The organism is Lelliottia sp. SL45 (assembly GCF_026672535.1).
Taxonomy (GTDB): Bacteria; Pseudomonadota; Gammaproteobacteria; order Enterobacterales; family Enterobacteriaceae; genus Enterobacter; species Enterobacter nimipressuralis.
The window spans coordinates 474,765-500,718 of the sequence record NZ_JAPPRH010000003.1 but is presented as its reverse complement, the minus strand read 5'-3'; the positions used below and the strand labels follow the sequence as shown (position 1 = coordinate 500,718).

General features: G+C 56.4%; 21 protein-coding genes. 4 read left to right on the top strand and 17 right to left on the bottom strand.

Annotation, left to right across the window (positions count from 1 at the left end):
- Window position 1: 1 nt before the first annotated feature.
- The 7 genes from hisS to OVA10_RS08280 form a co-directional block, all read right to left on the bottom strand.
- Complete coding sequence (gene hisS, locus OVA10_RS08310; RefSeq protein WP_100779323.1) at window positions 2-1,276, bottom strand: histidine--tRNA ligase; 1,275 nt, start codon at window positions 1,274-1,276, stop codon at window positions 2-4.
- Between the two features lie 79 nt (window positions 1,277-1,355).
- Window positions 1,356-2,474, bottom strand: a complete 1,119-nt coding sequence (gene ispG, locus OVA10_RS08305) for a flavodoxin-dependent (E)-4-hydroxy-3-methylbut-2-enyl-diphosphate synthase (RefSeq protein ID WP_100779322.1) — start codon at window positions 2,472-2,474, stop codon at window positions 1,356-1,358.
- Window positions 2,475-2,500: 26 nt separating this feature from the next.
- Window positions 2,501-3,511: a cytoskeleton protein RodZ gene (rodZ, locus tag OVA10_RS08300; protein WP_268195750.1), complete on the bottom strand. Its 1,011-nt coding sequence runs from the start codon at window positions 3,509-3,511 to the stop codon at window positions 2,501-2,503.
- 298 nt (window positions 3,512-3,809) lie between these two features.
- Window positions 3,810-4,976 carry a bifunctional tRNA (adenosine(37)-C2)-methyltransferase TrmG/ribosomal RNA large subunit methyltransferase RlmN gene (locus OVA10_RS08295; protein ID WP_100779320.1) on the bottom strand — a complete coding sequence of 389 codons (1,167 nt, stop codon included), beginning with the start codon at window positions 4,974-4,976 and terminating at the stop codon, window positions 3,810-3,812.
- Window positions 4,977-5,141: 165 nt separating this feature from the next.
- Entirely contained in the window at window positions 5,142-5,573 is a 432-nt protein-coding gene (ndk, locus tag OVA10_RS08290) for a nucleoside-diphosphate kinase (RefSeq protein WP_095282894.1), read from the bottom strand.
- 156 nt (window positions 5,574-5,729) lie between these two features.
- On the bottom strand, window positions 5,730-8,054 hold the full coding sequence (pbpC, locus tag OVA10_RS08285) for a peptidoglycan glycosyltransferase PbpC (protein WP_268195749.1): 2,325 nt from the start codon (window positions 8,052-8,054) through the stop codon (window positions 5,730-5,732).
- A gap of 1 nt (window position 8,055) precedes the next feature.
- Entirely contained in the window at window positions 8,056-13,005 is a 4,950-nt protein-coding gene (locus OVA10_RS08280; protein ID WP_268195748.1) for an alpha-2-macroglobulin family protein, read from the bottom strand.
- A gap of 293 nt (window positions 13,006-13,298) precedes the next feature.
- On the opposite strand from OVA10_RS08280, the gene OVA10_RS08275 reads away from it, so the two are divergent.
- The 4 genes from OVA10_RS08275 (at window position 13,299) to OVA10_RS08260 (ending at window position 17,926) form a co-directional block, all read left to right on the top strand.
- Complete coding sequence (locus tag OVA10_RS08275; RefSeq protein ID WP_123427082.1) at window positions 13,299-14,843, top strand: PTS transporter subunit EIIC; 1,545 nt, start codon at window positions 13,299-13,301, stop codon at window positions 14,841-14,843.
- Window positions 14,844-14,854: 11 nt separating this feature from the next.
- Window positions 14,855-16,222, top strand: a complete 1,368-nt coding sequence (locus OVA10_RS08270) for a 6-phospho-alpha-glucosidase (RefSeq protein WP_107703114.1) — start codon at window positions 14,855-14,857, stop codon at window positions 16,220-16,222.
- Between the two features lie 88 nt (window positions 16,223-16,310).
- On the top strand, window positions 16,311-17,156 hold the full coding sequence (sseA, locus tag OVA10_RS08265) for a 3-mercaptopyruvate sulfurtransferase (protein ID WP_268195747.1): 846 nt from the start codon (window positions 16,311-16,313) through the stop codon (window positions 17,154-17,156).
- Window positions 17,156-17,926 carry a MurR/RpiR family transcriptional regulator gene (locus tag OVA10_RS08260; protein ID WP_129035579.1) on the top strand — a complete coding sequence of 257 codons (771 nt, stop codon included), beginning with the start codon at window positions 17,156-17,158 and terminating at the stop codon, window positions 17,924-17,926. Before sseA ends, OVA10_RS08260 begins: the two co-directional genes overlap by 1 nt.
- An 18-nt stretch (window positions 17,927-17,944) precedes the next feature.
- Here OVA10_RS08260 and sseB read toward each other — a convergent pair whose 3' ends face one another.
- The 10 genes from sseB to iscR all read right to left on the bottom strand — a co-directional run bounded on the left by sseB (window position 17,945) and on the right by iscR (window position 25,757).
- The gene (sseB, locus tag OVA10_RS08255; RefSeq protein WP_100779313.1) at window positions 17,945-18,721 is read right to left on the bottom strand and encodes an enhanced serine sensitivity protein SseB; all 777 of its coding nucleotides are present in this window, start codon (window positions 18,719-18,721) and stop codon (window positions 17,945-17,947) included.
- Between the two features lie 93 nt (window positions 18,722-18,814).
- Entirely contained in the window at window positions 18,815-20,101 is a 1,287-nt protein-coding gene (gene pepB, locus OVA10_RS08250) for an aminopeptidase PepB (protein WP_248858911.1), read from the bottom strand.
- A 68-nt stretch (window positions 20,102-20,169) separates the two neighbouring features.
- On the bottom strand, window positions 20,170-20,373 hold the full coding sequence (iscX, locus tag OVA10_RS08245) for a Fe-S cluster assembly protein IscX (protein ID WP_100779311.1): 204 nt from the start codon (window positions 20,371-20,373) through the stop codon (window positions 20,170-20,172).
- Between the two features lie 11 nt (window positions 20,374-20,384).
- Entirely contained in the window at window positions 20,385-20,720 is a 336-nt protein-coding gene (fdx, locus tag OVA10_RS08240; protein WP_100779310.1) for an ISC system 2Fe-2S type ferredoxin, read from the bottom strand.
- Window position 20,721: 1 nt separating this feature from the next.
- Window positions 20,722-22,572: a Fe-S protein assembly chaperone HscA gene (gene hscA / locus OVA10_RS08235; protein ID WP_268195746.1), complete on the bottom strand. Its 1,851-nt coding sequence runs from the start codon at window positions 22,570-22,572 to the stop codon at window positions 20,722-20,724.
- Between the two features lie 15 nt (window positions 22,573-22,587).
- Window positions 22,588-23,103, bottom strand: a complete 516-nt coding sequence (gene hscB / locus OVA10_RS08230) for a co-chaperone HscB (RefSeq protein WP_268195745.1) — start codon at window positions 23,101-23,103, stop codon at window positions 22,588-22,590.
- A 76-nt stretch (window positions 23,104-23,179) separates the two neighbouring features.
- Window positions 23,180-23,503 carry an iron-sulfur cluster assembly protein IscA gene (gene iscA, locus OVA10_RS08225; protein ID WP_100779307.1) on the bottom strand — a complete coding sequence of 108 codons (324 nt, stop codon included), beginning with the start codon at window positions 23,501-23,503 and terminating at the stop codon, window positions 23,180-23,182.
- A gap of 19 nt (window positions 23,504-23,522) precedes the next feature.
- On the bottom strand, window positions 23,523-23,909 hold the full coding sequence (gene iscU, locus OVA10_RS08220; RefSeq protein WP_005120408.1) for a Fe-S cluster assembly scaffold IscU: 387 nt from the start codon (window positions 23,907-23,909) through the stop codon (window positions 23,523-23,525).
- A 22-nt stretch (window positions 23,910-23,931) separates the two neighbouring features.
- Window positions 23,932-25,146, bottom strand: coding sequence for an IscS subfamily cysteine desulfurase (locus OVA10_RS08215; protein ID WP_100779306.1), 1,215 nt, complete (start codon window positions 25,144-25,146; stop codon window positions 23,932-23,934).
- A gap of 119 nt (window positions 25,147-25,265) precedes the next feature.
- Window positions 25,266-25,757, bottom strand: coding sequence for a Fe-S cluster assembly transcriptional regulator IscR (iscR, locus tag OVA10_RS08210; protein WP_100779305.1), 492 nt, complete (start codon window positions 25,755-25,757; stop codon window positions 25,266-25,268).
- Window positions 25,758-25,954: the final 197 nt, after the last annotated feature.

The following is a 25,954-nucleotide window of genomic DNA, read 5'->3' as shown; positions in this document are numbered from 1 at the left end:
CTTAGCCCAGTAAAGTGCGCAAGTGCGCGGCAACGCTATCCTGCGTTACGGTTGTTTGCTCACCAGAGCGCAGGTCTTTTACCACCACTTCGCCAGCAGCCACTTCGGACTCGCCCAGCACCAGTGCGATACTTGCGCCCCATTTGTCGGCACGGGCAAACTGCTTTTTGAAGTTGCCACCACCATGGTTAGTCATCAGCTTAACGCCCGGCAGCGCATCGCGCAGACGTTCGGCAAACTGCATTGCCGCAGACTGCGTATCCGCACCTGAGGCCACCAGGTATATATCGACAACGGATTCTGCTTTAAATTCCGGATTAACTGCCTGAACCAGCAAAACAAGTCGTTCAAGACCCATTGCGAAACCTACTGCAGGTGCAGCACGGCCACCCAGCTGTTCTACCAGACCGTCATAACGACCGCCTGCACATACGGTACCCTGAGAACCCAGGCTGGTGGTGACCCACTCAAATACCGTGCGATTATAGTAATCCAGACCGCGCACCAGACGCTGGTTCACGGTATAAGCAATACCGGCCGCTTCCAGCAGTTTGCACAGGCCAGCGAAATGCTCGCGAGAATCGTCGTCCAGATAGTCACCCAGCGCCGGGGCATCGTTCAGCAGCGCCTGCACTTCCGGGTTCTTGGAATCCAGAACGCGCAGCGGATTGCTGTACATGCGACGCTGGCAGTCTTCATCCAGCTTATCTTTGTGCTGTTCCAGGAATGCGACTAACGCATCACGGTAGTTCGCACGCGCTTCCAGGGAGCCAATGGAGTTCAGCTCCAGCGCAACGTGCTGAGAAATCCCCAGCTCACGCCACCAGCGCGCCGTCAGCATGATCAGCTCAGCGTCGATATCTGGACCTTGCAGGCCAAAGACTTCCACACCCAGCTGATTAAACTGACGATAACGGCCTTTTTGCGGGCGTTCGTGGCGGAACATCGGGCCGATATACCACAGACGCTGCTCCTGATTGTACAGGAGACCATGTTCGATGCCGGCGCGTACACAACCTGCCGTACCTTCCGGACGCAGCGTCAGGCTATCGCCGTTGCGGTCTTCAAAGGTATACATCTCTTTTTCAACGACGTCGGTCACTTCGCCGATCGCGCGTTTAAATAACGGGGTCTGCTCTACAATCGGCAAACGGATTTCGCTGTAACCGTAGCTGCCGAGCACCTGTTTCAGAGTGCCTTCAATGCGCTGCCAGATGGCGGTTTCGCCAGGCAGATAATCGTTCATGCCGCGGATGGCTTGAATGTTTTTTGCCACGTTTATTCTCTTTCTATATACAAAAAAACCCAAAGAATGGGTTCAATCATACATGGGAAGCCTGACGCTTCCCATCACGTTATTTTTCAACTTGCTGAATGCTGATTCGCTGGGCTTCGTCCAGCATCGTCGCTTTTGCGCGAATGCGGGCTTCCAGTTGATCGATCATGTCGTTGTTGTCCAGACGGTCTTTGCGGATCCCATCTTCATAGAGGCCGCTTTTCTTGTTGCCGCCGGTCACGCCAAGCGTTGACACCAGCGCTTCACCAGGACCGTTCACCACGCAGCCGATAATAGAGACATCCATCGGCGTGATCAGATCTTCCAGACGCTGCTCCAGCGCGTTGACCGTACCGATAACGTCAAACTCCTGACGCGAACAGGTTGGACACGCAATGAAGTTGATCCCGCGAGCACGAATGCGCAGGGATTTCAGAATGTCGAAACCGACTTTGATCTCTTCAACCGGATCGGCTGCCAGCGAGACACGCAGCGTGTCGCCGATCCCTTCGGAAAGCAGCAGCCCAAGGCCGATCGCGGATTTCACAGAACCACTGCGTAAGCCACCGGCTTCGGTGATCCCAAGGTGCAGCGGCTGATCGATTTGCTTCGCCAGCAGGCGATAGGATTCAACGGCCAGGAAAACATCAGACGCTTTCACACTGACTTTGAACTGATCGAAGTTGAGGCGATCGAGATGATCCACATGGCGCATGGCTGATTCCAGCAGCGCCTGCGGCGTCGGTTCGCCGTATTTTTCCTGCAGATCTTTTTCCAGCGATCCGGCGTTAACGCCGATGCGGATAGGAATATTTTTATCGCGGGCGCAGTCAACGACCGAACGAATACGCTCTTCGCTGCCGATGTTACCTGGGTTGATACGCAGACAATCCACACCATATTCCGCGACTTTCAGCGCGATTCGGTAATCGAAGTGGATATCGGCAACCAGCGGAACATTAACCTGCTGCTTGATGAGTTTGAATGCCTCGGCGGCATCCATGGTCGGCACGGAGACGCGGACAATATCCGCACCTACGCGCTCTAATGCTTTGATTTGATTGACCGTCGCCTCAACATCCGTGGTACGGGTGTTGGTCATCGACTGAACGGCGATGGGTGCACCATCACCAATCGGCACATTCCCAACGTAAATCCGTTTAGATTTTCTACGTTGAATCGGAGCCTGATTATGCATGAAAAGTCTCCCGCGTTACTCGCCTGTTACTGTGTTGCTGATTGTTCGGCATTAACGGTAAGACGCGCAACCTGGTTAGTTCTGATAAAACGGCTCAGATCGACAGGTTTTCCTTGATACTGGATCTGCACCGCAGCCGGAGCACCGATTTTAAGCTTATACGGAGCCTGACCGGTTAGATTTAATGTGCCATCTTTACGCTGCAGGCCACTGAACAGTTTTTTACCTGTTGCATCCGTCACTTCCAGCCAGCAGTCGGCAGAGAAGTTCATCACCAGCGCGTTAGGATCGGCAGTGGTTGCCCCTGCGACGCCAGCCTGGTCCGTTGGCAGCGGCTGTGTGGTGTTCGCCGTAGCGGCAGGTGTTGTCGCCGCTGGAGCGTTATCCACATTCGCCTGAGACGGTGCGATAACAGCATTTTGCGCTGTCGTCTGGTCCGGTGTGGTGGCCGGCGCTGGCGTTTGGGCAGGTTCAACAGCCTGAGAATCGGTAGCAGCAGTTTGCGGTTCGCCGGAAGTGGCGCTGCTGTCGGTGTTTAACGGCACGCTTTGCGCGCCGTCGTTACCGGAATTGTTTAGCTCGGCAGAGGACTGGTCAGCCATCGTGGTGATCTCTTCCTGCTGCGCTTTGTGGTTTTGCCACCACCATGCGCCCGTCAGACCAATCACCACAAACAGTACCAGCCAGGTAAAGCTCATCAGCCAGCCATCACGTTTTTTGCGACGTTTGCCCAGAGAGAAGGTCTGCATCGGCGCGACTTTCGCCGCACGTACCGGTGCCTGTTTTTCCATCATTGGCAACAGTTCTTCTTCAGGGATATGCACCAGTTTTGCATAAGAGCGGATGTAACCACGCAGAAACGTTGAAGCAAGATCGGCCGGAGCCTTGTCTTCTTCAATATCGCGAACCGTGGAAACCTTCAGGCACAAGCGTTCTGCAACAGCTTGCTGGCTGAGTCCGAGTTGTTCACGGGCATTGCGAAGACGAACGCCCGTGGAGAGTGCTTCATTTTGGTCGTGAGTGGCTTCAGTATTCATTCGCTACAACTACTTACTGGTACGTGTAAATTAGGGTTCAGGCGCCGGTGAGTCACAATGCCACCCGCACCGCGAAACTTCTGGTCATTTAACCTTAGACAGACAGTTAGTATAAGACTGTCCGGCTTTAGTTGACAGTGCAGCGCTACTCATGAGGCTAAACTGTTGTTGCGACGTTACATACTGCCTTAAAGTCGTCTGAAACGCACCGTAATTATTCAGCAATCACAATCTACGTGGCTGAATATTCAGTAAGCTAATGCGTCACGGTACAAACCTGCACCGCGACGCATACGAATCACACAGCTTTGACCTCAATCGCCTCACCCTGCATGCGCTTACGCAGCGTACGCTTGGTACGGTCGATCACATCACCGGCCAGCTGGCCGCAGGCGGCATCGATATCATCACCACGGGTTTTACGCACGATGGTGGTGAAACCGTACTCCATGAGCACCTTGGAGAAACGATCGATACGGCTGTTAGAACTACGGCCATACGGCGCCCCCGGGAACGGGTTCCATGGGATCAAGTTAATCTTGCACGGCGTGTCTTTCAGCAATTCAGCCAGCTGATGCGCATGATCGGTTTCGTCATTCACATGGTCCAGCATCACATATTCGATGGTCACGCGGCCCTGGTTGGCATTGGACTTTTCGAGGTAGCGACGCACGCCCGCGAGGAAGGTTTCGATATTGTACTTTTTGTTGATCGGCACAATTTCGTCACGAATTTCATCGTTCGGTGCATGCAGGGAGATCGCCAGCGCCACGTCAATCATGTCGCCCAGTTTATCCAGCGCAGGCACAACGCCAGAGGTGGAGAGGGTCACGCGACGTTTGGACAAACCAAAGCCGAAGTCATCAAGCATGATTTCCATCGCCGGAACGACGTTGGTCAGGTTCAGCAGTGGCTCGCCCATGCCCATCATCACCACGTTGGTGATAGGACGTGTGCCGGTCACTTTTGCCGCGCCGACGATTTTCGCCGCGCGCCATACCTGGCCGATAATTTCAGACACGCGCAGGTTACGGTTAAAGCCCTGCTGCGCCGTCGAGCAGAATTTGCACTCCAGTGCACAACCAACCTGAGAGGAGACGCACAGAGTCGCGCGATCTTCTTCCGGGATGTACACGGTTTCAACGCGCTGATCGCCAACTGCAATCGCCCATTTGATAGTGCCGTCAGAAGAACGCTGCTCTTCCACCACTTCCGGTGCGCGGATTTCAGCGACTTCTTTGAGTTTGTTACGCAGCACTTTGTTGATGTCAGTCATGTCATCAAAGTTGTCGCTGCAATAGTGGTACATCCATTTCATGACCTGATCGGCACGAAACGGCTTCTCGCCCATCTCTTTGAAAAACTCGCGCATCTGCTGACGGTTCAGATCCAACAGGTTAATTTTTCCATTTTTATTAGGAACCGCGGCAATGGCGACTTCAGAGGTGTTAACTAGTTCAGACATAATATTTTCCGGCCTCGTTGTTACACGTTATGGCCCGTGGAGGGTTGAAAAGAAACGCCCCGGTGAGCGCTTTGCTCTTCCGGGGCGTTGCATTGTACAAAGTCTGGCGCAGGGATGCCACGTTTGCACGCGACTTTTACCAAATTTATACCCTTCCCTGAGGAATTAGCGGGTACGAGCGCACACTTCGCCTTCGGCGAAGAAGTAAGCGATTTCGCGCGCAGCAGATTCTACAGAGTCGGAACCGTGGGTGCCGTTCTCGGTGAAGCTGTCAGCGTAATCTGCACGCAGAGTGCCAGCCAGTGCGTTAGCCGGGTTAGTTGCACCCAGCAGATCGCGGTGACGCTGTACTGCGTTTTCGCTTTCCAGTACGGAAACCACGATTGGACCGGAGGTCATGAACTCAACCAGGCCATCGAAGAAAGGTTTGCCGTCGTGCTCAGCGTAGAAACCGCGAGCCTGTTCAACGGTCAGATGCAGCATTTTGGTGCCAACGATTTTGAACCCTGCAGATTCAAAGCGAGCAAAGATGCTGCCAATAACGTTTTTTGCCACCGCGTTTGGTTTGATGATGGAAAAAGTACGTTCAATAGCCATGATAACCTCTGTGTTATGTTCTGTTGTTTTGCATACGTCTGTATAAGATGGCGCGGATTATAGAGAGCAAAAACGCCATTGCCTATGGTTCAACGTAACATTTTTTTAAAATAAGACGAGTTTTAGCAACAGCTCACATCCCGGATGGGTTTTTCGCTACTGCAGGGTGAAATTCACCGTAGCGACTTGCCCCGTCTCATCCATTACCAGTAACTGATAATCCCCTGCTTTATCAAGCTGCAAAGTGTAAGCGCGCCCTTTCACATTCAGCGGTTCGCCATTCAGGAACCACCAGCGCTCACTGTCGCTGCCAATTGCCTGTAGCGGAAGCGATACGCGCGACTCACCGGGCAGGCGTTTAATCAATGCCCCCTCACGCACGCCGGAGAGCATCAACGGCGCAGGGGAATCTTGCGCCAGCGGAGGACAGGTGGTTGACGGTGCCGGAACGCGCACCGCCCGGCGTTCAGAAGCAGGAAGCCAGGGTTCAAGCGGTAACGGCCAGACGTCGAGGATTTTCTCCTGCGCGCCGGGGCAATCAGCCGCGACGCGTTTGCCCTGGTTATCCAGCCAGACCGGGAAGCGAATCCCGCGGATCCCCTCTTGCTCTGGCAATAACAGTGTGGGCGGCTGACTGCCGTCAAGCAACCAGGTCGCTAGCCTGCGACGGCAGTTCTCACTCCCTTCAGGCAGGGATTGCCCGCCGGGCCAGCAGATCACACCGCGACTGACCGACGCCGGGCGCGGATCGCGCGGCAAGCGCCCTTCATCCACCGTTGAACTCGACTGCAGCATATTATTGACCTGGTTCAGCACTGGCACGGCGCTGGCGAATCCAAACTGCCCGGCAACGGGTGTCCCGTCCGGGCGTCCGGTCCAGATCCCAATGATGTAGCGCGCGTTCAGGCCAATGGCCCAGGCATCACGATAGCCATAGCTGGTACCGGTTTTCCACGCCAGCGGTGCAACCTGCGGCAGTGCGCTATCCGGCAGCGGCTGCGCTTCGTTGCCTAAAATTCGGCGAATAATCCACGCCGAGCCAGGCGAGAGCAGCGGACGCTCAATCAACGGATCGCCAGGCTGCAGGCGTAACCGACCCGCTTTCCCTTGACGGGCAAAGGCGCTGTAAGCGGCGGTAATGTCTGAGAGCCGCGCCCCCGCACCGCCCAGGATCAGCGATAAATTAGGCTGCGCGCCAGGCGGAAGGATCAGGCGTAAACCGACATTGCTGAGCATTCCGGTGAAACGTTTTGGGCCATAAGCCTCCAGCACTTGCACGGCGGGAAGGTTCAGGGAGCGCACCAGCGCCTCGCTCATGCTGACGGGGCCGTGAAAACCGCTGTCGAAGTTACCCGGTCGGTAATCTCCCGTGCGCCGCGGAACATCCTGTAACAACGAGGCGGGATGGATCAGGCCTTCATCGAGTGCCATTCCGTAGACAAAGGGTTTCAGCACCGATCCCGGCGATCGGATCGCGCTCACCATATCGACATGACTAAAACGACTGTCATCATTGATATCCACTGAGCCAACCCAACCGCGAACTTTCATTGTGGTGTGATCAACAACGATCATCGCCAGTGAGCTACGCGGCGGAAGCCTGGATTTCCAGTTCATCGCCAGCTCTTCCATCTGACGTTGCAGCGAAGCATCCAGCGTAGTGACAATTTTGTTGTCGCGACTTTTACTCAGCATCATGCGGGAAAATAGCGGAGCCAGCTGCGGCATTTGCCGGGGAGCAAGCCAGACCGGCTCTTCACGCGACTCTTTAACCTGCTGCGCACTCCAGACGCTCTGCGTCACCATGCGCTCTAGCACTTTATTACGCGCGGCCTCCGCGCGCTCTGGCCAGCGGTCCGGACGCAGACGGCTCGGTGCCTGGGGAAGAACCGCCAGCAACGCAGCCTCTGAGTAGCTTAACTGCGCCGGTGATTTCCCGAGATAGGCCCAGCTGGCCGCACCGACGCCCTGTAACGTCCCCCCAAAGGGAGCACGGTTGAGATAGAGCGTGAGGATCTCGCGTTTTGACAGGTGCCATTCGAGCTGCATCGCCCGCCATAGCTGACGCACTTTACCGCCAAAAGTACGTGGATGCGGATCAAGCAGTCGTGCCACCTGCATGGTAAGGGTACTGCCGCCCGAAACCACTTTACCGGAACTCAGATCCTGCCAGGCTGCACGCAAAACGGAGAACGGATTAACGCCGGGATGATCCCAGAACCAGCGATCTTCATACTGGATCAGGGCTTCGAGGTAGCGCGGAGAGACATCTTCAATGGTGACCGGATAGCGCCAGATCCCATCGCTATCGGCAAAACGCCAGAGGGGTGTACCTTTCTCATCGACCACCACCCGTGCAGGATTGACCTCTTTTAAAGGCAACGGCCACAGGCGATCGGCGACAACAATCAGCGCCCATACAATAAGAATCGCTCCCGCCAGCCAAAGCCAACGGGAGCGATTGAGTCGAGATAACGTCACCTTAAGGAACAACAATCAGCGGGCCGCTTGCTGCGCCCGTTGCCCGCCATTGCGGAACATACATGGATTCAACCATCGGTACCGGAACCTGATACGTTCCCGGAGTAACGGCACGAGCCAGATACACCAGCGTCACAGGCTGCCCTTCGTTCACGGGCACCGCAGCAACAAAGCGGTCGTCGCGGAACTCCATATGCTGAATGTCCGCCTGTTGCATCTGGTTGAGCAGGTTCTGCACTTCGCTGCCGCTATCCTGAAGGCTGGCGCTGCTGGTGGCCAGGTTCTGGTTTTCCAGCTCAAGCCCTGCCGGAAGTAAATCGACCACCAGCGCATCCGGGACATTCTGATTTGCCTTCACTTCCAGCCACACCAGCACCAGTTCACCGCTCTTCAGAGAAGAGAGCGATTTGCTGCTGCCATCGGTTGCGAGAATATGACGCTCGATTTGCAGGACGTTGGACGATGGCTGCGGTGCATAATCCGGATAGCCTGTGCTGTCGAGACGGACCCACAGCGGCGTGGTGCCACTGTTGGTGACCTGCAATGCGCCCAACTGATCGCCACTCACATTTTGTGTCTGAGCCTTATCGCCGCTCAGCGCTTTATCCGAGAGGCTGGTGGTTGCCTGCCAGGCGCCTGAAAGTGTCGGCAATAGACGACCGGCCAGGAACAGCGCGTTGCTTTCCTGTGTTGAGAGCCAGCGCTGGCTGAACGCCTGCTGAGACAACGTATTCAGCAGCGTGTTCTGCGCATCCGGCAGCAGTTTGTACTCTTCCAGCAGGGAGAGCATCAGGGCGTTGTCACGCATTGGGCTGCCGTAATCCGCCATCCAGTTTTTGCTGTCACTGCGCGAGGTTTTCAAGGACAGATCCAGTGCCTGCTGACTGCGTGGCGCATCGCCCATCAGTTTCAGCGCCATCCCCAGCTGCATCAACGGCAGACCCGAACCGGTCTGCGCACGACGCTCCCAGATTTCACGCAGTGCACCCAGCGGTGCTTTTTGCTGGCGAGCCAGTACCAGTGCCGCATAGGCCTGAACTGCAAATTTACTCGCCTGCGTATCATCGCTGTAGCGAATAGACATCATGCCAGGATCCTGCAGATAGCGCAGAAGACGATTGTTGGCATTGTTCACCGCCTCGGCCGGAACGCTGTAACCCTGCTCACCCGCACGGACCAGGAAATCGGTGACGTAGGCCGTCAGCCAATACTCTTCCGGGCCATTTTTATCCCAGAGGGCAAAACCGCCGTCATCACGCTGCATTTGCAGCAAACGGGAGATGCCGATATCAATCGCCGCACGGCGTTTGTCATCCGTATCGCCTTTGATGCCGAGCGCAGTCAGCTGCGCCGCGTTGGTATAGAGCGACGGGAACAGGCCGCTTGCGGTTTGTTCCAGGCAACCGTATGGATAGGCCTGCAATTCGCGGATATAACGCGCCAGGTTCAGCGGTGGTTTACCGCTGAGCAGCAGTTGACCTTGCAGGGTAGCCGGTGAGAATCCCGTGATGTGCTGAGCCGGTGCCGTCCAGCTTTCGCCTGGGTTTAGCATGGTTCCCGTATTCACCGTCTGTGCAGGGAAAGCCGGACGCACGCCAATTTTCCAGCTCTTGTTCTGCGGTGCGAAAGTTTCTCCTGGCAACTGAAGGCCAGTCACCTGCGCGGTGATTTCGCCGTCACCGTAACCGTCCAGGGCTCTCACCGGAACAAACAGCGTGGTTCGCGTGCCCGGTTCAAGCTGAACGGGCTGCGGTTGTGCGCCTTCGAGCTCCATCAATCCCGATGCGCTCAACGCGACGTTCAGCGTCTGCGGTTTGTCGGTGAGGTTAGTCAGATCCAGCGTCAGCCTTGTTGAGTCACCACTGGCCAGGAAGCGTGGCGTGTTGAGTTCGGTAATCACCGGCGCCGCAACAATCACTTTGCCCTCGCTGCTACCAAAATCATCCGCCGTCCAGGCCTGCGCCATGACGCGCAGCTCGCCGTTGAAGTCGCCAATCGGCAGAGTAATCGTCCCTTCGCCATTGTCATCCAGCGCCACAGGCTGCGCCTGCTGGGCAATAATGGTGACATGATTCACCGGCGGTTTACCGCCGCGTTTCAGCTCATCGCCGTCACCACCAAAGCGCAGTGCCGCCATCCTTCCCTGGCCTTCAATCACCTGACCGTAAATATCGTAGATATCCGCGCCGTAACGCTTCTGACCAAAGAACGCTTCCCACGGATCGGGCGTGACATAATCGGTAATGTTCAGAACGCCGCTATCGACAGCGGACACCAGCACGTTCACTTTCTGTGGCACACTGCCGTCTTTCACGCTGGCTTTGACCTTCACTGACAGCGACTGATTCGGGCGAATTTTCTGTGGTGTATCCAGGGCCAGCGTGAGTCGACGATTTTCATCACCCATCGGCAGATGCAGAATACCCACCGCACGTTTCGGCGTGGCGGATTTGGATTTATCTCCCGGACGTACCACCAGCGTGCTGAGGTAAAGATCGTGACGCTTCCAGGCTTTATCGACCGGAATGGAGAGGTCCAGCCCGTTCGCCGGGACGTCGATCTCTTTCCACCACAGCGGACCTTCGCTGGACTCGATCATCGCGTAGCCTTTACCCGCTGCCGGTGCTGCAACATGCAGTTTAATGGTGTCACCTGGCTGATAAGCGGGTTTGTCGAGTTTCAGCATGACGCGGTCAGGGCGCGCGGCCCCAGTGCCGTCACTGTTATCCTGCCAGCTGTAACCGGCCCAGAAACGCACGCTGCTGACCATATCGTCAGGGGCTTTGACTTCCAGACGGTAAGAGCCCCACTCAACGGGGAAGGTCACTTTGCCCGTTTCGTCGGCCTTGAGCGTCAGTGCCTGCTCGCCCTCCACCAGATCTTTCTGATCGAACTGAGACAACCAGCCGTCGCTTTCAGACCAGTTCCAGTAATAGTCGCGGCGCTCGCGGATCAGGCGTACCTGAAGATCCGATACGGCTTTTTTCGCGCCGCTGGCGTCGGCATAAACAATGTCAAAACTGGCGTTACCGTTTTCATCGACAATCGGCTGGTTTACCGTGGTGTCCGTGCGATAGTCATACACCGCTTTGCTGGCGAACTGAGGGCGGATACCCGGCAGCGCAGCAGCAGGCCAGATGGCCTGCTCTGCACGACGCGTGATCGGCCTACCACCAGACTCCAGCAGGCTGGCCTGCAGAATCAGCTGCAGCGGAGAGTGTACCTCCTTCCACTGGCTTTCCGTGGCAACCTGACCGCGCCCCTGCACGTTCAGCGTCAATTGCACTTCATCGAGGCTGCGGCTGAGATTCTCTTCCGCAATATCACCGAACTGGAATCCCGGCAACGCGCTGACCGCTTCACGCAGCGGACGCAGGAAAAGCTGGCCCTGCAGACTGTTGCCGTTAGCCGGTGCGCCGTACAGGTAGTAGCCGACAACGTCGAAATTGACCTCATCCTGTACCGAAACCGGCGTTTTCTGCCCGGTCAGATTCAGTGCCATACGTTCTGGCATGAAATCTTCGACGTGGAAATCCCACAAACGCTGCTGATTGTCGCCCGTATTCGCGCGCACATGCCACATGCCGGTCTGCGCGCCGCTTTCCAGTGGATAGTTGAAGCGATAAAGACCATTTTCAGGCTGGCTGACGACGGTTCGCGCCACCTGCCCATCCGGGCGCAGCACTTCCAGCTTCACAGGCTGATCGGCCAGCGGTTTGCCGTCGCTGTCGCGCAGCAGACCGTTGAGGATCACGGTCTCCCCGGGACGATAGAGATCGCGCGGGCCAAACATAAAGAACTGCTTGCTATAACCAGGCCCGCCTGCGATATCAAATTCCGCCAGGTCCAGCGCCGGGAGTTTAAGATCCAGTAGCGTCGTCTGGCCGTCTTTACGGGCCAGAATCAGCGCCGCCTCTTTGTCCGTTTCGAGTTTTGCATGGCCGTCGCCATCGCTGGTGCCCTGCGCCAGCGTCTGGCCTTTGTCATTCAGCAGAAGGACTTCAACACCGGACTGTGCCGCGCCGTTCTCTAAGCTCTGAGTGAAGATATCGAGACGATTGTGATAGCGGTGCGCAGACAAGCCCACGTCACTGAGGGTGAAGAGCGTGGCAGCATTGCTGTAGTTGTAATGCCCCGCCTGATTCATCACCGCGATATAGACGCCGGACTGCTGCAACGGTTTGATATCGCGCAGCGGCAGCAGCAGTTTTTCGCGGGTATTGCGCGCCGGATTGAGATCGAAGCGCCCGGTATAGACCAGCTCGGCCATCTTAAGCAGATTATCCGATTCCCAGTTGCTCAGGGAGTTACGGTACTCCCACTGGCTCACAAATGAGGCCAGCGATTCCGGCTTCACGCGGTAGAAGTTTACATCCACGTTGTTGACGTTCAGCGCCATCACCGGCAGGCCTTCGACCACTTTACCCGGCAGGAGCGAGCCCCTGCTGGCAAAGCCGACAGTCGGTTCAATATCCCGAGTGGTGATCGCCTTTTCGTAGTCGATGCCAAAGGTCGCTTTGTTCAACGCCTGCAGATCGCGCTCCACGGTGACCACCAGATTGCGATTCGGCTCCAGATGGCGCAGACGCAGCTCTTTCAGATTTGGCGCGAGCTCCCAGGCACCGTCCACTTTGCCGCTCTTTTTATCGACGACGTGAACCGTGCGGGCAAAATCCTGATCGGGGTTGAGCGGAACCGAAAACGTCAGAACCAGAGTGGATGCGCCATCGAGCTGAACTTCCGAGGCATCGAGCAGCGTGAGCGCTTTACCCTCACTCTGCGCGGCGAGTTTCGCGAGCTTATCCGCATCCGGTTTGGCGGGCGCTTCTGATGTGGTGGTGGAAGCCGCGGGTGCGGCCGCCTGAGGTTTATCGTCGTTGTTATCGCAACCAACGAGTGTAAACGTGGTGAGAAGCGCGAGCGAAAGCGCAGCTAAGCGAAACGGTGTCATCCTTTATCCCTGGTCCGTGGAGCCTGTTAGTCGTCATCCGAATAAGTATTATCCGCAAGTTTCACGAATACAAAAGTCCAATCTTAGAATCTGGAAAGCGGCTCGCAGATTGCTCCCGACTCTCCTGCGGCTGCGATACCGATCATCGTTCAGATCACAGCGCTAAAGGTTACATGTAACCTTTAGCGTCATTTGTTTTTAAAACAATAAGATAGCTAGATATCCAGACAGATCACCTGCTAACTTACATCTTAGACGCACGCTGAGTGCGCGGTTCACTAAGAGAGATAGCCATGAAACGAGCCGTGAACGCCCTACAAAATTTCGGAAAATCACTTTACGGACCGGTACTTATCTTACCGATTGTCGGGCTGTTTATCGCCTTCGGCAACGTGCTGGGTAACGGTAATCTTGCCGAGTATGTGCCGTTTCTCGGCCATCCTCTGATTCAACACATTGGCCAGCTGATTGCTAAATCGGCGGTATCGGTTCTGGTCAATCTGGCGCTGGTCTTTGCAGTGGGCATTCCTGTTGGCCTCGCCACGCGGGACAAAGGTTACGCGGCGCTTATCGGTCTGGTGACTTTTGTGGTGTTTATCAACGCCATGAATGTGACGCTCCAGCTACAAGGGCATCTCGCCCCCGCCGATCAGATGAAAGCCGCCGGACAGAGCATGGTATTAGGCGTGCAGGTTCTCGAGATGGGCGTTTTCGCCGGTATTCTGACCGGTGCCCTGTCGGGATATCTGTACAACAAATACTCAGGCGTACAGTTTAACGGCGCTATGGCGATCTACTCCGGGCACTGTTTCGTGGCGATTATCATGCTGCCCGTGTCGATGCTGCTTGGCGTGGTGATGAGCGAGCTGTGGCCCTTTGCCCAGCATGGCATTAGCGCCATGGCATTAGCCATTAAAGGTTCTGGTCCGTTTGGCGTGGCGATTTACGGTTTCCTTGAGCGCATCCTGGTGCCAACCGGTCTGCATCACCTGGTCTATACGCCGTTCCTGTACACCGAACTGGGCGGGACGCAGGAGGTGTGCGGCACCGTCTATCAGGGCGCACGGAATATCTACTTCGCCGAAATGGCCTGCCCGGAAGTGAAACAGCTCAGCAGCACGGTCGTATGGGATGCACGCGGAATAAGCAAAATGTTCGGCCTGCCTGCCGCAGCGCTGGCGATGTATATGACCGCCCGACCGGAGCGCAAAGCGCTGGCGAAAGCCATCCTGATCCCGGCGGCGCTGACTTCGCTGCTGGTCGGCGTAACCGAACCGCTCGAATTCTCCTTCCTGTTTGTCGCCCCGCTGCTGTTTGTGGTGCATGCGGTGCTGACCGGGATTGGCATGATGCTGTTCTATCTGTTTGGCGTGCATGCCATCGGCGCCAACGGCATTATCGATTTCATTCTCTACAACCTGCCGCTGGGCACGGAGAAGTCCAACTGGCCGATGTATATCGTCGTCGGGCTGATTATGTTCGCGCTCTATTTCATCGTGTTCCGCTTCCTGATCCTGCGTTTCAACATGAAAACGCCGGGACGTGAGGACGACGAACAGGAAACCCGTCTGTACAGCAAGCAGGAGTATCAGGCGAAAGGCAGCAACGACGGGCTGGGCGAGTCCATCGTGGTCGGTCTCGGCGGGCGAGAAAATATTGAAGTGGTAGATAACTGCTACACCCGACTGCGCGTCACCGTGAAAGATGTCGACATCATCGATGAGCCACGGCTCAAGGCGACGGGTGCAAAAGGAATTATCAAACAAGGTAACAACGTTCAGGTGGTCTACGGGCTGCACGTCAAAAAAATGCGAGAAGCCGTTGAGACGTTTCTCTGAAGGAGCCAAACATGTTTAAACCTCCCTTTATTCTCTCCATTGCCGGTGGTGGCAGCACCTACACACCCGGCATTGTGAAAAGCCTGATGGTCCAGCTGCAGGATTTCCCGCTGGCGGAAATCCGCCTCTACGACATCGACGCCGCGCGCCAGGACACCATCGCGCCCGTGGTCGAGAAAGTGATTCGCGACCACAGCCAGAGCATTAAATTCACCGTGACGCACGACCCGGAAGTGGCCTTCAGTGGTGCCCATTTTGTGTTCGCCCAGATGCGCGTTGGTCAGTATAAAATGCGCGAGCAGGACGAGAAGATCCCCCTGCGCCACGGCGTCGTCGGTCAGGAAACCTGCGGCCCTGGCGGGCTGGCATACGGGCTACGGACAATTTTGCCGATGGTCGAACTGATCGATCTGGTAGAGCGATACGCACACGAGAAAGCGTGGATCGTGAACTACTCCAACCCGGCGGCAATTGTGGCTGAAGGCGTACGTCGCCTGCGTCCTAACGCCCGCGTGCTGAATATCTGCGATATGCCGGTGGCAGCGATGCGTAATATGGGCGCGATTCTGGGCGTTGATCGTCACAAGCTGGAAGTGGACTATTTCGGCCTGAACCACTTCGGCTGGTTTACTCGCGTGCTGGTCGATGGCGTGGACAGATTGCCTGAGCTGCGCCGCCACATCGCAAAATACGGCCTGCTAACGGAAGATGCAGCCAAAACCGACCCGCAGCACTCAGATCCCTCGTGGGTGAAAACCTGGCGCAACATCAAGCCGATCATGGATAACTTCCCGGAATATCTGCCGAACCCGTATCTGCAGTATTACCTGATGCCAAATCAGATTGTTGAGCATCAAAACCCGGATTATACCCGTGCCAACGAAGTGATGAACGGGCGCGAGAAAAAGCTGTTTGCCGCCGCCGAAGAGTACAAACGTACCGGGATTTTGTCCGATGCCTTCCACGTCGGCGTGCACGGCGAGTTTATTGTCGATGTGGCCCGTTCGCTGGCGTTCAACCTGCGTCAGCGCCATCTGGTGATGGTCGAAAACCGGGGGGCGATCACCAACCTGCCGTACGACGCGGTAGTGGAAGTCCCGGCCTATATCACCTCCGAAGGGCCTGAGCCGATCCGTGTGGGTCAGGTGCCACTGTTCCACCAGACGTTGCTGCAACAACAGCTCGCCTCTGAGCAACTGCTGGTGGAAGCGACCATCGAAGGCAGCTACGAAAAGGCGCTGCAGGCATTCACCCTGAACCGCACCGTGCCGACGATGGAACATGCAAAAGCCATTCTCGATGAGATGATCGAGGCCAACCGCGACTACTGGCCCGCGCTGCAAAAAGCCTGGCAGGACGGCGAAGCGGTGAAAAAATAGGGGGTTGCTCGCGAGTTGAACGTGGTTTGCTTGTCGGTGTCAGATAAAACACCGACAATCCTTTTTTAAGGAAAAAATGGAGGCACCCATGTCCACCTCATATTTTGTCGCAGCCGACTGGCTTCTCGAACATAGCGACGACCCGGAAGTGCAAATCCTCGACGCGCGCATGGCCCCGCCAGGGCAGGAGCATCGCGACGTTCCCGTTGAATACCGCGCCGGACATCTTCCGGGCGCGGTCTTTTTTGATATCGAAGCCCTCTCCGATCACACCTCTCCCCTGCCCCATATGATGCCGCGCCCGGAGGCCTTTGCCGTGGCCATGCGTGAGCTGGGCGTGAGCCGCGATAAACATCTGGTGGTTTACGATGAGGGCAATCTGTTCTCCGCTCCGCGCGCATGGTGGATGCTGAAAACCTTCGGCGTAGAGAATGTGTCTATTCTGGCCGGTGGCCTGGCAGGCTGGCAGCGCAATGAACTGCCACTTCAGCAAGGGGATGTCGCTCTGCCGGAAGGCGACTTTGACGCGACGCTGGACCCAAACGCCGTGAAACGTCTCACCGACGTTCTGCTGGTGAGCCACGAGAAAACGGCGCAAATTGTCGATGCCCGACCGGCGCCACGCTTTGCAGCCCAGGCTGATGAACCCCGTCCAGGCCTGAAACGCGGACACATTCCCGGCGCGCTCAACGTGCCGTGGGGCGATCTGGTATTTGAAGGCGAGCTGAAAACCACCGATGAACTGAGTGAGATTTTTGCCCGCCAGGGGGTGGATTTGCATAAGCCTGTGGTTGCCAGCTGTGGCTCCGGCGTGACCGCCTGCGTGGTGATTCTTGCGCTGGCAACGCTCGGCGTGACCGATGTGACGCTGTACGACGGTGCGTGGAGCGAATGGGGCGCCCGGGACGATCTGCCGATTGAACCTGCTCAGTAATGGATAACCGACTGGCAACACTGCTCACGCGCGGGGAGTCCCTGACCCGCGCGGAATATCGCGTCCTGGCCCATCTCACGGAGCATCCGCTGCTGGTGGGCAATATCACGGTACGCGAGCTGGCGCAGGCGACCTTTGTCTCGACGGCCACTATTATGCGCCTGTGTCAGAAGCTGGGGTTTAGCGGTTTTAGCGAGTTTATCTGGCACTGCAAACAGCTGCTGACCGACACACCGCACATTGCGGCACAGGCGCAGGATTTGCCTCACCTGCCCGCCCTGTTCAGCCAGTTTATCGCCAACTATCAGCAGACGTTTCAGTGGGTCACGGAAGAGAAGCGCCGTCAGTTTGCCACGCTGCTGCGCGAGAAAGAGAGTTTCTTTCTCTACGGCGCCGGGTTTTCCTATTTGTTCGCGGAGTACCTGACGAAAAAGCTGCAGGTGCTGGGCAAAACGGCCTTTATCTCCGGGCCGGGCGACAGCCGGAATATTTTTCTGAGCAACGCCGCGCGCTATCAGGTGTTTATCGCAGTGTCGCGCAGCGGTGAAACAGAGCAGGTGCTGGATAAAGCGCGGATCGCCAAAAACGTCGGCATGACGGTGATTGCCTTTACCCGCGCGTCAGCGAATACGCTTGCCGGGATGGCGGATTTGCATTTCGCCCTGTATGACGAAGCCGTGCATTATGCCGCCGAGGCCGCAGGCGTGACGTCATTTGAATCGAATCTGGTTTTGCTGATGGATTTGTTACTGCTGGAAGCAACGGGGTGAGTGTTCACCCCGCGAATATCAGATAATGCGGGTGGTTTTCAGATCGCGCAGGAATCCGCCCCAGCGACGTTCATAGAACGGCGTGATGTGCTCGGTAATAAAGTGGCTAATGCCCTTCTCACCTTTCACGACCTGACAGATATCAATCGGCTCATCGCCCGGCAGCGTGTCGGTCGCAACGCTTCCCGCCGCCTGAATGATCTCGTCGATGTCACCATCGGCTTCAATCCCAATCAATAGCACCGGCTGTTCTTCTGCGCTCTCTTTGATAGAGCACAGAAACGCGCGCTTCACCGGCTTGATGGTTTTAAACAGAGTGGTCAGAGAGTCGATCATCTGCGCCGGAGGCTCAGCCACTTCAGACAACAGCAGCGTTTCGCCACCCTCCAGCACTTCCTGCGTGCTAAGCGGGTTGCCCTCTTCGCCAATCAGATGGCTGATTTCACGCGGAGTAAACTCTTTCCCGGTCGGCAGTTTTGCATTGAGGAAGAGCGTTTCACCGAGCGTCATTTCAAACAGCGTGCGCACGGGCATGACGACAAACGCCTGTTCGTCTTCCACCGCTTGCTGCAGGGCTTCCAGCGAGGTGAAAAACGGGATAACAGACGTGCCGTCGTCTTTTTCCCAGTGCAGCAGATCCAGCGCGCTGTCTTCCACAACCTGCTCGCCCTCAGCCGCCGTTCCCGGAACCCAGACGGTGGACTCCAGCAGGGTGCGGAAAAATGCCGGACGGTGGGCTGGCTCAGTGGCCGCCTGCTCCAGCAGAGTTTCTAATTCGTTTTTGGTTTCGGACATAGTTTCGTTACGTTAATCGCCCGGCGGCGCAGCGCTTGCACGGGCCTGCGGGGTTTGTAGGCCGGGCAGCGGCTACGCCACCCGGCAGGACGACTACTCAGCAGTCAATAAATTGGCAATCGTACGCACACCCAGACCGGTAGCACCCGCAGACCACTGTTCCACGCCCGCTTTGCGGTAGGTGGCAGAGCAGTCAATGTGCAGCCAGCCTTCGTGATAGTTCTCAACGAAGTGGGACAGGAAGCCTGCGGCGGTGCTTGCGCCAGCCGGATACGCTGCGCTTGCGGTGTTGTTCAGCTCGGCAAAGTTAGACGGCAGTTGGCTGCGGTGGAATTCCGCCAGCGGCAGACGCCAGAAAGGTTCGTTCTCAGCGGCGGCACTCGCCAGCAGGCGTGCGGCCAGTTTGTCGTCGAAGCTGAACAGTGCGTGATAGTCGTTACCCAGAGCGGTTTTCGCCGCCCCCGTCAGGGTCGCCATATCGATGATCAGCTCAGGTTTCTGCGCAGAGGCATCAATCAGACCATCCGCCAGCACCAGACGGCCTTCGGCGTCGGTGTTCATCACTTCGACATTTTTACCGTTACGGTAGCGAATGATATCGCCCAGCTTGAACGCATTGCCGCTCACCATGTTGTCTGCGCAGCACAGGTACAGTTTTACGCGCTTGTTCAGACCACGGGTGATGGCGAATGCCAGTGCGCCGGTAATGGTTGCCGCGCCGCCCATGTCGGACTTCATCGAGTCCATAAACGCGCTCTGCTTCAGGCTGTAACCGCCGGTATCAAAGGTAATGCCTTTGCCGACCAGACACGCGTAAACCGGCGCTTCTTTGTCGCCGGTCGGGTTGAAATCGAGAGCCAGCAGCACCGGTGGTCGCTCAGAGCCGCGACCCACGGTGTGAATCCCCATGTAGTTTTGCTCGCGCAGATCTTCACCTTTGGTGATGCGATAAGACATTTTATCGCCTGCGACTTTGCACAGCAGATCGACCGCGCGCTGCGCCAGCTGTTCAGGGCCCAGCTCTTCCGCCGGAGCGTTAATGGTGTCGCGCACCCAGTCGATGATGGTCAGACGGTTTTCCAGCTCTTTCTGCGCGGGTTCGTCGAGGTTTGCCCACTCGACTTTACGGGTGCCTTTCGGGCCTTTGTAACCCGCCCAGAATGCCCAGCTGCGATCCGTGTCCCAGCCTTCTCCGGCCAGAGTGACGTGCTTGATGCCCAGGCCGTCAATTTTACGCGCGGCGCGCTGGATCAGACCCAAATCGTCGGAATCGTTCAGGTGCAGGGTGATGCCGTCATTGTTAATGCTGTAGGTGGCTTTGTCGCCCCAGCGTGCGTCAGCAGGCTGTGTAGAGAGCGTAATTTTCATCGCTTCGGTCATTTTATTTTTCCTTATTCGCAACGAGCAAACGGGCCGCCAGAAGGCAGCCCGTATGATCTTTCTTTCTGTTAAACGTCTGCTTCATCTAACCAGACTAACAGAATCGCCTCCAGAATTTTTTCATTGGATGCGCTGGGATCATCGTCAAAATCTTCCAGATCGCAGATCCACTGATGCATATCGGTGAATCGTACGGTCTTCGGATCCAGATCCGGGTTGGCGTCGTACAGCGCCTCGCCGATTTCGCGGCTGTCGGTCCACTTCAGTCCCATACTACCCCCTGTTAATGCTCACGCGCATGGTTGATAGTGTAACGCGGGATTTCGACCACCAGGTCTTCATCGGTGACGCGCGCCTGGCAGCTTAAACGGCTGTCTGGCTCCAGACCCCATGCTTTATCCAGCATGTCGTCTTCGTCTTCGGTGCTTTCCGCGAGGGAGTCAAAACCTTCACGCACGATGCAGTGGCAGGTGGTGCAGGCACAGGATTTTTCACAGGCGTGTTCCACTTCGATACCGTTGCGCAGGGCAACGTCGAGGATGGTTTCGCCGGTCTCAGCTTCCAGAACTGCGCCATCCGGACAGAGGTCCGCATGAGGCAGAAAAACAATCTTTGGCATATTAAACCTCGTCCACGGACTGGCCTTTCAGCGCGACACGGACAGACTGGTCCATGCGGCGAGCGGCGAAATCCTGGGTTTGTTTATCAACGTTTTTAATCGCTTGTTCTATTGCGTCAGCGTCATCGCCAACCGCCACTGCGCGTAGCTGCGCAACGGCGTCGTCAATGGCCTGGCGCTCTGCGGCACTTAACAGCGCGGCATCGGCAGTGAGTGCGCCTTCCAGACTTTCCAGCACGCGCGCGGCTTCCACTTTCTGTTCCGCCAGCATACGTGCCTTCACATCCTGTTCGGCATAGCTCATTGAATCCTGAATCATGGAGGCGATTTCGCCGTCGGTCAGACCGTAAGACGGTTTCACCTGGATGGATGACTCCACGCCGGTCGATTTTTCCATCGCCGTGACGCTGAGCAGACCATCGGCATCCACCTGGAAGGTGACGCGGATATGCGCCCCGCCTGCTGGCAGCGCAGGAATGCCGCGCAGCGCGAAGCGCGCCAGCGAGCGGCAATCCTGGACCAGCTCGCGCTCGCCCTGCATCACGTGGATAGACATCGCAGTCTGGCCATCTTTGAAAGTGGTGAACTCCTGCGCGCGCGCCACGGGAATGGTGGTGTTACGGGGGATCACTTTCTCGACCAGGCCACCCATGGTTTCCAGCCCCAGAGAGAGCGGAATCACATCGAGCAGCAGCATTTCGCTGTCCGGCTTGTTACCGACCAGAATATCCGCCTGAATCGCGGCCCCAATCGCCACCACTTTATCCGGGTCGATGGAGGTGAGCGGCGTGCGGCCAAAGAATTCGCCCACGCGTTCACGCACCAGCGGTACGCGCGTTGAGCCGCCGACCATCACCACTTCCAGCACTTCGCTCGCGTCGACGTTGGCATCTTTCAGCGCACGACGACAGGCCAGCAGCGTGCGTTTTACGAGCGCAGCAATCAGTTCGTTGAACTGCTCGCGGGTGATTTCGCCACGCCAGCCCGCCACGTCAACGGTGACTGACTGCGCATCGCTAAGCGCAATTTTGGCGTCGATAGCGGCATCCAGCAGTTCGCGCTGAACACGCACGTCGCTGCGATTGGGAATTCCCGCCTGCTCGCGAATGTAATCCGCCAGCAGGTGGTCGAAGTCATCGCCGCCGAGGGCTGAGTCGCCGCCGGTCGCCAGCACTTCAAACACGCCACGGCTGAGGCGAAGAATGGAAATATCAAAGGTGCCGCCGCCGAGATCGTAAACGGCAATCACCCCTTCCTGGCCGGAATCGAGACCGTAAGCAATTGCCGCAGCGGTTGGTTCGTTGAGCAAGCGCAGCACATGCAGGCCCGCCAGACGCGCAGCGTCTTTCGTGCCCTGACGCTGTGCGTCGTCGAAATAGGCTGGCACGGTGATAACAACGCCATCCAGTTCGCCTTCGAGCGTCTCGGTCGCGCGCGCCGCGAGCGCTTTGAGAATATCGGCAGAGACGCGAACCGGGTTGAGCAATCCGGCGTCGGTGGCAATCATCGGCAGGCCGTTAACACTGGCCTGCAGCTGATAAGGCAGATGCGGGTAACGCGTTTGAATATCGGCCAGCGAGCGGCCCATCATCCGTTTTACCGAGCTGATGGTATTGGCCGGATCTTTCGCGGCATTGGCGCGCGCGTCATATCCCACCGAATGGCCCTGCTGCTGGTAGTAAACGACAGAGGGCAGCAGATGACGCCCTTCGGCGTCTGCCAGCGTTTCCGCCTGGCCGCTGCGTACGGTCGCTACGAGGGAATTGGTGGTGCCTAAATCAATGCCCACCGCCAGACGACGCTGGTGCGGTGCGGCGCTCAGACCAGGCTCACTAATTTGTAATAAGGCCATGTTAAGCTTCCAAAATCAGAAATCGAGCAGCTTTTCTTCGAGTTGTTCAGCACTGCTTCGCAGTTTATCGAGAAAACGCAGCTTGCGTACAGTATCTGCCGCCACGTCCCACGTCTCGTTATTCAGTTGTTCAACCATCTGCTGATGGCGGGTATCGAACATCGCTTTCACCCGTTTGATGAAGCTTTCAAGACGCACTTCGTCTTTCGCCTGTTCGATCTCATCCAGCTCTTCGCGAAGCTCCAGCTGTTCCATCAGGAAAGCGGTGTCGCGTACCGTGTGTTGTTCACTTGCCAGATCAAAACCGTACAGCGAGAGCAGATATTCCGCACGCGCTAAGGGGCTGCGCAGCGTTTGCCACGCCTGATTAATGGTGGCTGACTGCGAAACGGCAGCCAGTTGCTCCGCCTGAGACCCGCTGGCAAATTTATCAGGATGGAATTGACGTTGCAGATCCTGAAAACGAACCGTCAGGGCCTGGATGTCGATCGGGTACTGGGCGGGCAACCCGAAGAGGGTGAAGTAATCCATAACAATCTCAGGGTTAGCCAGTTAGAACAAACCCCACACGTAGCCAGGCCACGGTGGGGTTTCGGTTAACGCGCAGTTAAACGTGGAAGCTTTCGCCGCAACCGCACTCGTCTTTTACGTTCGGGTTAGTGAATTTAAACCCTTCGTTCAGGCCTTCTTTGACGAAGTCCAGCTGAGTGCCGTTGAGGAATTGCAGGCTCTTGCCATCGACTACTACCTTCACGCCTTTGTCTTCAAACACGGTGTCATCAGTCGCCGGTGCGTCAACAAATTCCAGTACATAAGCCATCCCGGAACAGCCGGAGGTACGTACGCCCAGTCGCAGGCCAAAGCCTTTACCACGGTTCGCCAGAAAGGCGCTTACTCGCGCGGCAGCGCTGTCGCTAAGGGTAATCGACATAACAAAACCTCAACTCTTCTTATTTCGCTTCACGTTTGCTTTTGTAATCCGCAATAGCGGCTTTGATCGCGTCTTCTGCCAGAATAGAGCAGTGAATTTTCACCGGTGGCAGTTCGAGTTCGTCAGCAATATCGGTATTTTTAATTGCCTGTGCTTCGTCCAGAGACTTGCCCTTCACCCACTCGGTGACCAGGGAGCTGGATGCGATAGCAGAACCGCAACCGTAAGTCTTGAAACGCGCGTCTTCAATGATACCTTCATTGTTGACTTTAATCTGCAACTTCATCACGTCGCCGCACGCTGGCGCGCCGACCATGCCGCTACCAACGCTTTCGTCGCTGTTGTCGAAAGAGCCAACGTTGCGTGGGTTCTCGTAATGATCAATAACTTTTTCGCTGTAAGCCATGTTGAATTCTCCTTCGTACCGATTAGTGATGTGACCATTCAATGCTGTTCAGATCCACGCCCTGTTTGAACATTTCCCACAGTGGAGAAAGGTCACGCAGACGGCCAATGGAGTTACGAACCAGCTTGATGGTGTAGTCAATCTCTTCTTCGGTAGTGAAGCGACCTAAAGAGAAACGGATAGAACTGTGTGCCAGCTCGTCGGTCATGCCCAGTGCACGCAGCACGTAGGATGGCTCGAGGCTTGCAGAAGTACAGGCAGAACCGGAAGAGACCGCGAGGTCTTTCAGCGCCATAATCAGCGATTCGCCTTCAACATAGTTGAAGCTGACGTTGAGAATGTTCGGAGCGCCCTGCTCGAGATCGCCGTTCAGATAGACTTCTTCCATATCTTTCACGCCGTCCCACAGACGGTTACGCAGCGTGCGCAGGCGCGCCATCTCGCTTTCCATCTCTTCTTTCGCGATACGGTAGGCTTCGCCCATGCCCACGATCTGGTGAACAGGCAGAGTTCCTGAACGCATGCCGCGCTCATGACCGCCGCCGTGCATCTGTGCTTCGATGCGGATACGTGGTTTACGACGAACGTACAGCGCGCCGATACCTTTCGGGCCATAAATTTTGTGGCCGGAGAAGGACATCAGGTCCACTTTCAGCTGGCTCAGATCGATAGGCAGTTTGCCCACGCTCTGGGTCGCGTCAACGTGATAGATGATGCCGCGCGCACGGCAGAGTTCGCCGATTGTCGCGATATCCTGAACCACGCCGATTTCGTTGTTAACGTGCATGATAGACACCAGAATGGTGTCGTCACGCATGGCCGCTTCGAGCTCTTTCAGGTCGATAATACCGTTGCTCTGAGGGGCGAGATAGGTGACGTCAAAACCTTCACGCTCGAGCTGGCGACAGGTGTCCAGCACGGCTTTGTGTTCGGTTTTGCTGGTGATAATGTGCTTGCCTTTTTTCTGATAGAAGTTGGCAGCGCCTTTGATCGCCAGGTTGTCGGATTCGGTTGCACCGGAGGTGAAAACAATTTCACGCGGGTCGGCGCCAACCAGCTCAGCAATCTGATTACGGGCGATATCAACCGCCTCTTCAGCATGCCAGCCAAAACGGTGAGAACGGGAAGCTGGGTTACCAAAGTTTCCGTCCAGGGTCAGACACTGCATCATTTTCTCGGCAACACGCGGGTCCACCGGCGTGGTTGCGGAGTAATCGAGATAGATCGGTAATTTCATTGCTCTATAAACTCCGTACATCGCTTCAATGCAAGGAATCAGGCTAACCGGCTGGATGTACGGCCGAGTACACGGGGCAACGGGTGCCCCGGCCTGATTCGAAAAATCTTATCGTTTTTTTACGCGCGCAGTTTAACGTCGATTGCGTCTTGCGCGCGGGTGCTGCGTTGGTTTTCGTGATTATGCTGGCGGCCAGACACTTCCATAACTTCCTGGTTGTTAACCAGTTCACCGAGGGTGATGTTATTCAGGAAGCCGGTCAGACGGTCGCTCAGATCGCGCCACAGCGCGTGGGTCAGGCATTTATCGCCGCCCTGACAGCCGCCTTTGCCCTGGCAACGGGTCGCATCAACAGACTCATCAACAGCACTAATGACTTCGCCAACTGCAATACTGCCCGCGTCTTTACCCAGCAGATATCCGCCGCCTGGGCCGCGAACGCTGGAAACCAGTCCATTTTTACGCAATCTGGAGAACAGCTGTTCCAGATAAGAGAGGGAAATACCCTGACGTTCAGAAATATCAGCCAACGGAACCGGGCCCGATTCAGAGTTGAGCGCAACGTCCAGCATCGCGGTCACAGCATAACGCCCTTTAGATGTCAGTCTCATGTCTTACTTAACCTCAAACTCGCCCCTGCCCGGGGTTTTTTATTGTAAAATGGGGGGTATTGCATAGCAGGGCCAAGTCTGACATTCCCGACTAAATTGGTCAACTATTTACTTGACTGTTTTAGTCAAGTATTTAGCCTTATGTGCGCTCTACGCCTTGTCGGGTGGCGCTTTGCTCACCCGACTGACCAGAACGT